The organism is Vibrio sp. SCSIO 43137, from assembly GCF_028201475.1.
GTDB lineage: Bacteria > Pseudomonadota > Gammaproteobacteria > Enterobacterales > Vibrionaceae > Vibrio.
Genome location: NZ_CP116384.1, coordinates 597,394 through 610,397 on the forward strand (window position 1 = coordinate 597,394; position 13,004 = coordinate 610,397).

General features: G+C 46.6%; 10 protein-coding genes. All 10 read left to right on the forward strand.

All coding sequences use genetic code 11. From position 1 onward, the window contains the following. Positions 1-65: 65 nt before the first annotated feature. The 10 genes from PK654_RS18545 to PK654_RS18590 all read left to right on the forward strand — a co-directional run bounded on the left by PK654_RS18545 (position 66) and on the right by PK654_RS18590 (position 12,999). A complete protein-coding gene (locus PK654_RS18545; RefSeq protein ID WP_271700555.1) occupies positions 66-1,436 on the forward strand; it encodes an efflux transporter outer membrane subunit in 1,371 nt (456 codons plus the stop codon). A 4-nt stretch (positions 1,437-1,440) separates the two neighbouring features. Next, positions 1,441-2,130, forward strand: a complete 690-nt coding sequence (locus PK654_RS18550) for an efflux RND transporter periplasmic adaptor subunit (protein WP_271700556.1) — start codon at positions 1,441-1,443, stop codon at positions 2,128-2,130. A 42-nt stretch (positions 2,131-2,172) separates the two neighbouring features. Further along, on the forward strand, positions 2,173-2,619 hold the full coding sequence (locus PK654_RS18555) for a hypothetical protein (RefSeq protein ID WP_271700557.1): 447 nt from the start codon (positions 2,173-2,175) through the stop codon (positions 2,617-2,619). Continuing rightward, a complete protein-coding gene (locus PK654_RS18560) occupies positions 2,609-5,755 on the forward strand; it encodes an efflux RND transporter permease subunit (RefSeq protein ID WP_271700558.1) in 3,147 nt (1,048 codons plus the stop codon). Before PK654_RS18555 ends, PK654_RS18560 begins: the two co-directional genes overlap by 11 nt. Continuing rightward, positions 5,745-6,428 carry a response regulator transcription factor gene (locus tag PK654_RS18565; RefSeq protein ID WP_271700559.1) on the forward strand — a complete coding sequence of 228 codons (684 nt, stop codon included), beginning with the start codon at positions 5,745-5,747 and terminating at the stop codon, positions 6,426-6,428. Before PK654_RS18560 ends, PK654_RS18565 begins: the two co-directional genes overlap by 11 nt. Before the next feature lie 3 nt (positions 6,429-6,431). Next, on the forward strand, positions 6,432-7,718 hold the full coding sequence (locus PK654_RS18570) for a sensor histidine kinase (protein ID WP_271700560.1): 1,287 nt from the start codon (positions 6,432-6,434) through the stop codon (positions 7,716-7,718). A 363-nt stretch (positions 7,719-8,081) separates the two neighbouring features. Then, on the forward strand, positions 8,082-10,097 hold the full coding sequence (locus PK654_RS18575) for a hypothetical protein (RefSeq protein ID WP_271700561.1): 2,016 nt from the start codon (positions 8,082-8,084) through the stop codon (positions 10,095-10,097). Between the two features lie 117 nt (positions 10,098-10,214). Further along, entirely contained in the window at positions 10,215-10,697 is a 483-nt protein-coding gene (locus tag PK654_RS18580; protein ID WP_271700562.1) for a hypothetical protein, read from the forward strand. Positions 10,698-10,765: 68 nt separating this feature from the next. Beyond that, a complete protein-coding gene (locus PK654_RS18585) occupies positions 10,766-11,584 on the forward strand; it encodes an FTR1 family iron permease (RefSeq protein WP_271700563.1) in 819 nt (272 codons plus the stop codon). Then, positions 11,581-12,999: an FAD-dependent oxidoreductase gene (locus PK654_RS18590; protein ID WP_271700564.1), complete on the forward strand. Its 1,419-nt coding sequence runs from the start codon at positions 11,581-11,583 to the stop codon at positions 12,997-12,999. The genes PK654_RS18585 and PK654_RS18590 overlap by 4 nt, the downstream gene beginning before the upstream one ends. The last annotated feature ends 5 nt before the right edge of the window (positions 13,000-13,004 follow it).

Sequence of the window (13,004 nt, forward strand, 5' to 3'; positions counted from 1 at the left end):
ATGTTTCACCGCTAGTTCACCCTCTGTTGAATATAAATAACGGAGCAAATTAGAGTAGGAAACATATGAACACGCAACGTTTAAACCAAAAGGGGATTACACTCTGTCTTATCGCCCTTTTAGCTGGCTGCAGTTCTCTCGATTCTCAGCAACATTATTCGCAACAGGCGAATGAAGTGTTGGTTCCGGATAACTGGTCACAGTCAGATGCGTATCAAAATCGCACCTTCACCAATCAACTTCTCACCATAGTCGATCAACCTTCGGTTTCAGAATTGGTGAAACAGACACTGGCAGCAAACTACGATCTCCGCCGTACCGCGATAACCCTTAAACAGGCTCAACTTCTTCAGGTACAGTCTGGTATTGCTGAGCGTCCCTCTCTGGATGCCAAATACAGTGCCCAAAGAGCTAAGCAGGGTAAGATTTCCAGTTCACAGACAGTATCACTTGATCTTAGCTGGGAGCTGGATGTATGGGGCAGGCTGGCTGATGCCACTGATGCATCCATTGCCAACACCCGTGCAGCAGAGCTGGATCTTCAGGCGGCAAGAAACTCACTGGCAGCCAGAGTGGTTCAGGCATGGCTGGATATTGTTTACCGAGCTGAAATTATCCGGGTCGAGCAGGAGTGGGTTAAAAGCCTGACCAATACTGAAGAAATTATCAAAGAGCAAGTTTTGGATGGTGTGAAAGAGCCTGCTGATTTAGACACTGCGAGAGCGGAGACAGAGAAGACCAGAGCGACTCTTGCCAACCGTATCTATCAGCAGAAAATCGCAATGCGAAAACTCAATGTGTTGCGCGGCCGTAGTGACCATGATCTGAGTGAGCTGTCCATGACGTTGCCAGATATTGCTCACCCGCCAGTTCAGCTTCCCGGTAAGGTTATCGGCTCACGACCGGATCTGATTGCGGCTTATCAAAGAGTGTTGCAAGCCGATAAAAATACCTCAGTGGCCTATAAAGAGCTTCTGCCTAAATTTACCCTGACGGCCTCCGTCAGCCGTACCGGCAATAGCATGGATCAGTTGCTGAACAACTCTTCTGCATGGTCTCTGCTGGGCAATATTACCGCCCCTCTGTTTAACCGCGACAAGCTAAAGACCAGTGCAGAAATAGAGCAGCTAAAAGCTGAGTCCAGCTATCTCGCCTATCAGAACACTCTGCTTAATGCGCTGAGTGAAGTAGAGAACGCCTTTGATCAGGAAGCCTCTTATCGTCAGCAGCAATCACACCTGAAAAAAGCCCTCGACTTCTCCTTAGCCAGTATGGGCAATTATCAGGAGCGTTATCAGGATGGTGTCAGCGATATCCTGACACTGCTAACCGCCAAGCAGTCGGCTTTTCAGGCCAGAATTCAACTTTTACAAACCGAACAAGCGCGTTTTTCTAACCGGATTACCTTAGGACTCGCATTAGGAATGGGAGTGTAACCTTATGAAACAGAATACCATCAGAAAAGTACTGATCAGTACCCTTGCTGTGGCGGCTATCCCGGCTGCTTTGCTTTATACCGACTACGCCATCAGCAACCAGCCAGAAACTGTGGCAGAGAAGCCAGTTGTTACCCTGCCTAAGGTGACTACTGAGCAATTACATTCCGGTGATAACGCCAGTGTGATTGAGGCTTTTGGTGAAGTAAAAAGCAGCGATACATTAAGTTTACTAAGTGAAGTTTCAGGAAAAGTTATCTGGCGTTCAGAGCAATTCAGAACGGGTGAGAAAGTGGCTAAAGGTACGCTACTGGCGCGGGTGGATGATACTGCTTATAAAGTCGAACTGACCAAAGCGCAAAAATCACTGGCGGACGCTGAGCTGGCACTGATTCAGGAGAAGAGAAAATACAAACGGGCAGAGGAGAACTGGAAACGTTCGGGAATCAAAGATAAACCTACCGCACTGGCGTTGAGACAGCCACAGTTAAACATTGCACAGGCTCAATATAATTCAGCCAAAGAGCAGGTCGCTTATGAAGAGAGCAAGCTGAAAGACACTCGTTTTTATGCGCCGTTTGATGCTGTTATTACCGCCAGATCAGTTTCCGAAGGCAGTTATCTGTCTCAGGGAAGTAAGCTGGGTGAGCTTAAATCCTCTCAGGTTGCAGAGGTAAATATTGCTCTTTCATAGCAGGAGTGGCAGCAGATACCGGCTAACAGGGAACAGTCTGAAGTGCAGATATACTCTACCAATCGTCCGGAGCTGTTCTGGAACGGCCGTATCAATCACCTCTCTATGGTGGTGGATAGCGCAACCCGAACCCGTACCCTGACCGTCGAAGTCGATAAGCCCCTCGATCAGAGCTCACCTCTGCTGTTTGGTAGCTTTGTGAAGGTTCAGGTATCGGGAAAAGTACAGAAAAACAGTTTCTCCATTCCGGCTTCGTCTGTTACTGCTGATGGTTATATCTGGCTGGAACAGAACGGGCAACTTAACCGTGTTAAGGCTGAGACTCTGTATGCAGGTAATAGCCGTATTGCGATTAGGAAAGGTGAACTTCCTGACACCATCAATCTTATCCGTAAGCCTTTGTCTAATTTCGTACAGGGTATGCAGGTGACTCCGGTAAAGAGTGAAAAGGTTTCATTGCTTGCGATGGAGACAAAGCATGTCGACTAATTATGAAAATGGCGTAATTGCTTGGTTTGTCCGCAATCCGGTTGCTGCCAATCTGCTTATGGTATTGATTGTCGTTGCCGGACTAACCACACTTTCCAAGCTCCGGGTTGAAGGCTTTCCCAGTATTCCGCCGAACAACATCACTATTTCCGTCGACTACTCCAGTGGTTCCGCTGCGTCGGCGGAGGAAGGGGTAGCAATCAAGATTGAAGAAGCGTTACGGGGAGTTCAGGGTATTAAGTCCATGAGCACATCATCTGACGGTTCAGGTGTTTCTGTCACCCTGACCAAGTTAAGTAACTATGATCTGGATACCCTGTACCGGGATGTAAAGATGAAGGTAGATGCTATTAGCACCTTGCCGAAGTCAGCAGAAAAGCCTGTGATTAGTCCGGAAATAGAAGTGGAAGATGTTATTGCTGTTAACCTGTATGGTGATGTTCCGGCCAGCGTACTACAGGAATACACTCAGGAGCTTAGGGCTCAGCTACTGAAAAGTGCCGGTATTCAGAAAGTTAACTATCTTGGGCGTAAGACACCGAAAGTTACCGTTCAGGTAGATGAAAGTCAGCTTCAGGCATATGGGCTAACTATCTCCGATGTGGCAGCTAAAGTTAATGCTGCATCCGTTACCGATACCGGTGGTGAGTTGCTTAGTTCTCAGGGAAAACTAACCCTGAAAACAGAGCAGCAGAGATACAGTGCTGCAGAGTTTGCTTCCATTCCGGTTAAACAGTTGGCTGATGGCCGAGTCATTCTGTTATCAGATATTGCTGAAATATCCGATGATTTTGAGAACAAAAACAATCTCAGTCGCTTTAACGGCAAGCCGTCTGTCGGAGTAAGAGTGAAGACCTATGGCAACTCTAATGTCAGCGTGGTGGCAGAAGAGGTGAATCAGGTAGTGGCAGAGTTCAGGCAAACTCTTCCGGCTAGTATTCATGCGGAAGTCTGGGATGACAGAAGTAAACCGATCGAAGGTCGTCTTGCCCTGCTGATGAAGAACAGTTTTCAGGGCATCGTGATGGTAATAGCCCTTCTGGCTCTGTTTCTTAATATCCGTGTTGCACTCTGGGTTGGATTGGGGCTGCCGGTTATTTTTGCCGGTGCCCTGACCATGATGGGAGACTCCTTCTTCGGTATGTCCCTTAATGAACTGACCACTTTCGGATTTATTATGGCGCTGGGTATTGTGGTGGATGACGCCGTTGTAATTGGTGAAAGCATCTATGAAGAGCGGGAAAAACGCGGCGCGACACTTAAGTCCACTATTGCCGGTGCCGGCAAGGTAGCAGTGCCTACCACCTTTGGTGTGCTAACCACCATGGTGGCCTTTGTCTCCATATCCCTGGTGGAAGGGGAGTTGGGTAAGATATTTGCTCAATTTGCTTATGCTGCGGCGTTCTGTCTGCTGTTCTCTCTTATTGAGTCCAAACTGATCCTTCCGTCTCATCTGGCGCACGTACGCATGCACTCCAATTCAAAAGGAAGAAGTATTGGTGCCTTGTGGAACCGCCTTCAGGGGAGAGTGATCTCCGGGTTGAACTATTTTACTCACCATTACTATAAGCCGTTTCTGAACAGAGTTCTGGCCTATCGCTATGCCGCTCTGGCTATGTTTATCGCGGTGTTTATCGCAATAGCGGGACTAGTGCCTTCAGGTAAGATCAAGGTGACCTTCTTCCCTGAGATATCTTCAGACTATATTGTGGCTGAAATGGTATTTGAAGATGATGCAGGTTACGGCTTGGTCCAGAGAGAAACTCTTGTGGTTGAGCAACTGGCTGAGAAACTAAATAAACAGCTTGCTGACGAGTATGGCCTTGAGATTGAACCTATTCAGCAACTGCTGACAGAAACCAGTGACACCAGTGCTACCATCACCGTGGGGCTCTCATCAAATAATCAACGACCTTTTACCGCGGCAGATATTGCAAGACGCTGGCAGGAGTTACTGCCTCCTCTTGAAGGGATGGAGTCAATTAACCTTGCAGCCGATATGATCTCTGAAAAAGATATCAGTATTGAACTTAAGAGTAAGAATGCTGAAACCATCAGTGAAGCCGGAATATGGCTTATGGCGGAACTGAACAAAATCAGTGGAGTATCGGGAATAAAAAGTGGCTTTAAGAATGCCCAGATGCAAGTGGATCTGGAGCTAAAACCACAAGGTATCGCCATGGGTCTGTCCAGTACCGAGCTTCTTAACCAGCTTAAGTACGCTTATCAGGGTTATGAGATTCAGCGTTTCCAGAAAGGTGAAAATGAGATAAAAGTTAAGATTCAGTATCCGGACTCCAGCCGCGGTAATCTGGCAGATCTACAGCAGACAGAGATCCGATTATCCGATGGTAGAAGAGTGGCGTTAACAACCGTTGCCAGTATCTCTACCCGTTATGTGGCAACTAAGATTGAGCGTCTGGACTACAACAGGGTAAACCTGATATCGGCCAATGTGGATAAGAAAGCCATCTCTCCTGAAGAAGTGTTAATCAAGCTGGAAAATGGTCTGTTTAAAGAGCTAAAACAGCAGTACCGTGATCTGGAAATCGGAATTTCCGGCGAGCAGAAAGAGAAATCAGAAATAACCAACTCACTCTATGGTGCTTTTGCCGTTGCCATGGTTGCCATATATGCTTTGTTGGCTATTCCTCTGAAATCCTATGTGCAGCCAGTACTGATTATGCTTGCGATACCTTTCGGCATTGTCGGCGCCTTGCTTGGACACTTGGCACATGACATTCCGGTTAGTCTGCTCTCCATGTTTGGCATACTTGCTCTCTCCGGAGTAGTCGTCAATGATAGCTTGCTGCTGATTTCACGATACAACAATAACCGCAAACATGGATTGCCGGTAACGGAAGCGATTCTGGAATCGGGTACCGGCAGACTAAGGGCGATTTTATTAACCTCAACCACCACCTATGCCGGATTAGCTCCTTTACTGGCAGAAACCTCGCCACAGGCACAGTTTCTGATACCGGCGGCCGCTTCAATGGGGTACGGCATACTGTTCGCCACTATAATCACTCTTATTTTGATTCCGTCACTGGTGATGATAGTGGAAGATATTGCTTCACTGTTTAATAAGAAAAACCGTGAGTCTGATAACAGGGAGTTAGCCGTTGAATACTAGTTCTGTAGATGTGCTCTTGATTGAGGATGATAAAGATCTGGCTCAGTCTGTTGCGGTGTTTCTTGAGCTGGAGGGAATCCGTTGCGACCACGCCTACAATGGTCACACCGGTTTTAATCTGGCCAGTTCAAACCGTTATGACGTGATACTGCTTGATCTTATGCTACCAAGAATCGACGGTATAACCGTTTGCCAGAGGCTTCGTCAGAATGGGGAAGATACCCCTATTCTGATGCTGACGGCGAAGGATACCCTTGAAGATAAAGAGACCGGCTTTAATGCCGGTACCGACGATTATCTGGTAAAGCCGTTTGCCCTTAAAGAGCTGGCAATGCGTATAAAGGCGCTGGCAAAAAGGCGAAGCGGGCAGGCAACCAAGCTCAGTTTCGCTGATCTGGAGATGAATCTGGAAACCCGTTATGTCTCCCGTGCGGGTAAGGAAATCAGGCTGACCAGAACCTGCTTCAGGCTGCTGGAAATACTGATGCGTAACAGCCCGTCAGTGATAAGTAAGCAGGATATTATCGCTCAGCTCTGGCCTGATGAAGCGCCGGAAAGTAACAACCTTAAGGTTCAGCTATATCAGTTAAGACAGGCCGTAGATAAGCCGTTTGATCATCCGTTAATTGAAACGGTGGCAGGGCACGGTTTCAGGATCTCAGGGACTAATTAAGTTATGAAGTTTACATCCCGTCTGGCAGTGAAGAACCGTTTTGTATCGTCATTCTTCGGCATCATGCTGGTGGCTATCTGCGTCTATACAGTGATGTTGTTAGATTACTTTGAGACAGGATTAGAGGCGTCTGAAGAGCTCAGACTTATGCTGGAGAGCAACGCCTTTGCAGAGGCTTACAAAGAAAATCCTCAACTTGAAGTTCCGAAATCTCTGGTTGTGAATCACTATTATGATGAGTTACCGGTAGTCGAGTTTAATGGTGTTAATCTTCTGGAAAATATTGAATTTAAAGAGGGCCGAAGTAGTTTTGTTTTTAGTGACGATATAGTTGAAGACATTGACGGTCTGGAAGCTATGGTTAATGTCTACCGGCAAAACTTAGCTGACGGGCGGGTACTCTATACCGTGGCAAAATATGAGTACAACTTCGAGAATAGTGAGAACTTCTACTGGATAAACCATCGCTTTAAGTTGTTGTTTTATATGGCGTTCAGTTTTCTTGGCATTCTGGTTATTCTGCTTTGGATGTATAACCGAAAGGTAGCTAAGCAGACATCTCAGCTTGTTAGCTGGGCAGAAACCATTACAACTCAACCGGGATCGCAGACAAAACCAGATTTTCGCTTTGATGAGTACAACAGGATAGCCGCCAGTCTGGAGGTGATTTTAAGCAAAAATGCCCAGCTTATTGCCAGAGAGAAAAAGTTTCTCGCTCACGCCAGCCATGAGCTGAGAACGCCAATTGCTATTATTCGTGCCAATATGGAAATTCTGGAGCGAATGCAGTTCTCCGAAACCGCGAAAGATTCCATAAATCGTATCGACAGAGCCAGTAACAACATGCAGTTACTGACAGAAACTCTGTTATGGCTGGAGCGTAAGAGTGAACAGCCTCCGGAGATTGTTGAGTTAGATATTGCTCAATTGATTCAGCGTCTGACAGAAGAGCAGAACTACCTGATAAGTGTCGAAGAGGTGGAGCTCCGTCTCTCTCTGGAAAAACCATCCATTCAAAATCTGCCTGTTGTCCCATTACAGATTGTGCTGAACAACCTTATCCGTAATGCCTTCCAATATACCCATCGTGGCTGGATTGAGATCAGCTATCAGAACAACAAGGTAATTATCGAGAACTCAGATAAAGATCTCTGTAAAGAGAACAAGGATGTCTATTTTGGTTTCGGTCTCGGGCTGGAACTGACAGAAAAAGTGTGTGAGCGCCTCTCATTTGAACTGGATATCACCTACAGTCAGGGGGGCGCAAAGGTGGTTCTGACTCTGCCGTAGCAGAGAGTAAAATTCTTAGCCAATGTAAGGCTCTGTTCAGAGCCTTGCTGTTTATATTCCCCACAACAATCGTAACAACATTCATCGTCAAAATAATAAATTGCAGACAAATTTCGTCTAAAAATAAGATACATCTAAACAATAAATCCCTTATTTAACATAGCGGTAGCTTAGTCAAAATTTGAACATCAAATGACAGAAATACGCCAGATAATAATAATTATTCTCATTATAATTGATCTAAAACAAAGAAGTGGTTTTACTACCCCTAAAGTGGTATTGCTAATGAGAATGACTATCAATAGCATGCAGAATCTCTAGGTTATAAACGATTAAATTAACAATAAAGAGAAAGGATCTGTTGTGAAAAAGACCACTTTAAGTCTGGCTGTTTCTGCCGCGGTATTTGCGTCGGCTATCCAGGCTGCACCCCAAGTAAAAGTTTTAGACAAAACACACCAACCGGCAGGCAGCTTCCTTGCCTACACAGAATTTGAACTTTCTGGCGAGCCTTTAGCTGAGTCTTTAGGCCTTGATCTGGATGTACTTGATCCGAACGTAGCCAATGTTCCTACACCTTTTGATTTTGCTGCCGGTATCGAGAGTTATGAGTACTCAGAAGAGGCTATGTATGCCCTGAACTATCAGTCTCAGATGGGGCCGCACATTGTAAACGGCCCGGTAAACAAGGCTCGTGGCGGTACTATGGCGGATCTGGGTAAGCGTGTTATTGAGATGGCTCAGGCGGTAGGTTTTCCTGCAAGCGAAGTTCCTCAAAACATGTACCCGATCTCTATCCCTTACGTTTCAGGTAACCCGGAATTCGCACAGGCACCTGACACCACAACCGTAAACGGTGATGAAGTAGAAATTACTACCGCTAAGGGTGTAGAGAAGACCGTTCAGGTTGTCGTTCCTGCTTACTTCCGCGACTACAAGTCGCTGGCATGGAATCCGGCATCATTTGATAAGTCATTCAATCCGGCTGCGACCGGCGGCATTCTTCTTAAAGAAGTGATGTGGTCTCAGGATTTTCTGGGCGGTATGCACGTAACAGAGAGTGACGAAGAAGTTGAAGCGGATTCAGCGAAAATGGATCAGGATGGCGTACACAGCCTTGGTGTATCAGCGGCGGACGGCTTTAACGGTATGCTGCTGACAGAGATGTCTATCGATAAACTTCTGATTGTTCAGGAACAACTTGGCTATAACGGCAAAAAGTTGGGTGTGAAGTTTGGCCCTGACTATAACCCAGCCAATGGTGCTATCTGGTTCCCGCACAAAGTAGCGGTGGAAGAGGGCAGCAACAACGGCGTGAAATCCATTAAGAGTCTGAAAGTAACCGACGGTTCTTCATCACTGCGTGATACGTGGATGATGCTATGGCCGGTTGGTGAGTTCTTCGCCTTTACCGATCAGAGAACGGCAAACACGGCTCAGAACCCTGCGTTTAAAGCGGTATTTGATGGTGCTCCATTTGCAGCCGCTCCTGCGAAAAACATCGATAGCAACGACAGCAATGACGTTGTGGCTACCGATGCATTTTCACTGGCAAACAATATCTCTAACCTGTTGTTCCAGAACATGGCTGCTCTTCACTATAACGAGACGGCCGGCACCTTTGTTACTGAATACAACAAGGGTAAACAAGGTAACCGTGTAGATGTATATGACGCGTCATACTCTCTGGTTGCTCTTTCAATCTACCAGCGTGCTAAAGATGCTCTTCCTGTAGGTTATGCATCGGCTGAAGGTGGTGATGTTAACCTCAAATCAGCGGCTGGTAAGAAAGCACTGGCGATGATTAAAGGTCAGGCTGACTTTATTCTTGCAAATCTGATTGGCAAAAACGGCTTAGTTTCTGACGGTATTACCCTTGGTAAAGCGGCTGACTCCCGTCAGTCTCTTGATGCACAGTTCGCGGCTATCCGTGGCTTTGTAGCTGCCTTCCTTGCAACAGATGATGTTAAGTACAAGCAAGCTGCGCGTTCAGTTTATCTGGCAGTAGAGAAGAACCTGTTTGACAGCAAAATCAACACTTGGGCTGAGAAACCGGGAGCAGCAACTATCCACACTCCTTACACGGCTGCGGCTATCTCAGCTGGTCTGCGTGAAGCGATTTTACACCTGAAGAACGAAGAGGGTGAAAATGAGCCGGCACTTGAGCTTCAGGCTCTGACTGACCGCTATGTTAGCTGGTTCCGTGGCGTGATTAACGGCGGTATGCAGTTAGCTGAGTGGATGGGTGACTCAGGTGAAAACCAAATCAAAGGCAGCAACTCTACGGATACCGATGAAGATGGTGTTCCTCAGGTAATCGCTGCTGGTGGCAAGTTTGGTACTGCAATGACAATGGCGAACAAAGTCAGCGTTAAGTAAGCGGTAGCAGTTTGTCTGAAAAAGCAGCGATTTTATATCGCTGCTTTTGTCGTTTCCGGTTTGCATAGAAAAGATGACTGGCAGACCGGTGGTCAAAGGTTGGAGTAGGTATAAAAAATGGCAGGTCATTTGATATCAGAACCAGAAAAACAGAGTAATTTTCTCAGCCAGTGGTGGGCTAAGTTGGCGTATCACCATAAGTGGGCTGAAGCTATGCTCTACCTGATGTTTATCAGCGGCGTACTTTTATGGAACAGGGTGGAACTGGCCTGGCAGGCAGAACGTTGGGTGCTGCTCACTCATATGCTGGTGGGAATATCGCTGTTTTCCGTTATTGTCGGGGCTTTCTGGGCATCACATCGCCGTCTGATTACTGCGAGCAACAAGCCATTTCTGCGTAAGACCGGCACCATTATTGAGTGGTTATTGGTGATCTGTTCTCTAAGTGGCTTTTACCTGTTCTTTTTTGGTGTTCCCGGAAATCAGCTTGGCTTTCTGATTCAGGATATCCATTTCTACTCATCATGGTTACTTGCTCCGCTTGTGTTCAGACACGCAATGCGCTGGAGCGTATTAAAAATAATTAAAACAAAAAAATAGTTTAATCAAACAATATCTTAATCAAAGAGATAGAGCTGTTAGCCGTTTACTGGTTTTATTGAGGATTTATGTTCGCAAGTTTTTTAATTACCTTACGTGAAGGTCTGGAAGCCTTTCTTCTGGTCGGAATCGTGTTGTCTTATCTGGCAAAACTGGATGCCCGCCAGTACAACAAATTTATCTATATCGGCGTTGCCATTGGTCTTGTTCTGTCGCTGGCGGTAGCGTTTGTTTTTCAGGTTGTTATAGATCAGTTTAGCAACGAGCTTTATCAGAACTATCTGATGGCGGGAATACTCTTGTTTGCCACTCTGGTTCTGACTTATATGGCGGTCTGGATGCAGAATCAGGCCAAAGCACAGGTTGCTCAGGTTCAGCAGGACGTGAGTAATATGGTGAGCACAGGTAACCTGCTTGGCCTTGTCTTCCTTTCAATGCTGGCAATTCTGCGCGAAGGGTTCGAAACCATTCTGTTTTTCTCCGCCCTGATGTATTCAAGCTTTGGCGAGTTATCGACTCAGGACGCTTTAATCGGCGCTATTGCTGGTTTGGTTATGGCTTATGTACTGGTGTGGGCAATGATGCGCAGCAGCCGCAAGGTTCCTCTGTCATCTTTCTTTAAATGGACCAGCTTACTGATCATCATTATCGCTGCCGGCTTGCTTTCATCCGCGATTAATATGTTGCAGGCGGCTCATGTGTTGCCGATTGTCTATGCACAGGTGTTTGATATCTCGCATATTCTGGATGACAGAGGGGTATTTGGTACCTTCCTGCGTGCCTTGTTCGGCTATAACTCTTCTCCGGGACTGCTACAGCTAATGGTCTGGATGGGTTACATGTTAGTCTTCACCCTTTTCTGGAAAAAAGGGTATAAGCAGGCATGAGTCATAGTGAACAAAAACAGGTAGTCATACTTGGTGCAGGTCCTGCGGGGTTGATGGCAGCATGGGAACTAAATGAAGCCGGATATCAGGTCACTATTATCGAAAAAGAGTCCTATGCGGGCGGTATGTGCGCTACGCAAACCTTTCGCGGTAAACATGGCGAATACCGGTTTGATTTTGGTGGCCACCGTTTTATCACCAAGAACCCCAAACTGCTCTCATTTGTCGACCAGCTTATGGGTGATGATCTGCTTTTCGCACAGCGCAAAAGTGTTATCCGTTACCGTGGCCGAATTTATCAATACCCTTTAAAGCTAAAAGATCTTATCAATAATGCACCCCTTTCACTGCTGATCGGCGGCGGGTTGGATCTGGTTAAGCAGCTGTTTGTTGCCAAGCCACAGCAGCGTTCGCAGGTAAGTTTTGCCCAGTGGATTGAAAGTCGCTTCGGTAAAACTCTCTACAAACATTTCTTTGAAGGTTATACCGCTAAGTTATGGGGTATCGATCCGGCAAACTTGTCCGGCGACTGGGCTTCTCAGCGTATCAGCCTGATTGACCTGAAAGATGTTGCCAGAAGAATGCTACCGGGCAAAAAGTCCAATGTTCGTACCTATGCCCGTCAGTATCGTTACCCTAAATGGGGCTTCGGTCAGCTTTATACACGACTGGCAGAGGAGCTGGAGAAAAAAGGTGTTTCATTTATCTATAACGCCGAAGTGTCAGGGCTGAGTACAGAAGAAGGGCGGATAGTGTCTGTTAACTATCTGGCTTCAGGGCAAACAGAACAGATTGCCTCTGACAACATCATTTCGACCCTGCCTTTGCCACTGATGTGTAAATTAACCGGCTTTGACAGTGGTTTAAGCTTCCGTGCTTTGCGCTTTCTTAATATGCCGATGGAAAGAGAAAACATCTCTGACAATACCTGGCAGTACCTGTCTGATCCCGAGATTATCGGCACCCGTTTACAGGAGCCAAGAAGGCGCTCTTCTTATATGGCTCCGCAAGGACGTACATCCGTAATGGTAGAGATCCCGTGTAATAAAGGGGATGAAGTCTGGAGTATGGACGGCGAAAAGCTTCGTCAACGAGTACTTAAGGATCTGGACTCTCTGGGCGTGAACCCATCATGGTCAACGGGCGAGTACTTTACTGAATACAGCGAGTTTGCTTATCCCCTGATGGATATGGGCTATCAGGAAAAACGTCAGAAAGCCATTAACCACTTATCTAAGTTCAACAACCTGATTATGACAGGTCGTCAGGGAACCTTCCGCTACATCTTTACCGACACGGCAATGGAGATGGGCATGATGGCGGCTGAGTCCTTGCTTGACGGAAAAGATCGCCGCAAAGAGATCTTTGATTACCGAAACGAAAATACAGTGATTGAAGTGCAGAGTGTGGCTTAACCACT

What these genes read in the sequence shown, in the direction of transcription:
- PK654_RS18545 (WP_271700555.1), top strand. Translation starts at nt 66, where the DNA reads ATGAACACGCAACGTTTAAACCAAAAGGGGATTACACTCTGTCTTATC.
- PK654_RS18550 (WP_271700556.1), top strand. Translation starts at nt 1,441, where the DNA reads ATGAAACAGAATACCATCAGAAAAGTACTGATCAGTACCCTTGCTGTG.
- PK654_RS18560 (WP_271700558.1), top strand. Translation starts at nt 2,609, where the DNA reads ATGTCGACTAATTATGAAAATGGCGTAATTGCTTGGTTTGTCCGCAAT.
- PK654_RS18570 (WP_271700560.1), top strand. Translation starts at nt 6,432, where the DNA reads ATGAAGTTTACATCCCGTCTGGCAGTGAAGAACCGTTTTGTATCGTCA.
- PK654_RS18580 (WP_271700562.1), top strand. Translation starts at nt 10,215, where the DNA reads ATGGCAGGTCATTTGATATCAGAACCAGAAAAACAGAGTAATTTTCTC.
- PK654_RS18585 (WP_271700563.1), top strand. Translation starts at nt 10,766, where the DNA reads ATGTTCGCAAGTTTTTTAATTACCTTACGTGAAGGTCTGGAAGCCTTT.
- PK654_RS18590 (WP_271700564.1), top strand. Translation starts at nt 11,581, where the DNA reads ATGAGTCATAGTGAACAAAAACAGGTAGTCATACTTGGTGCAGGTCCT.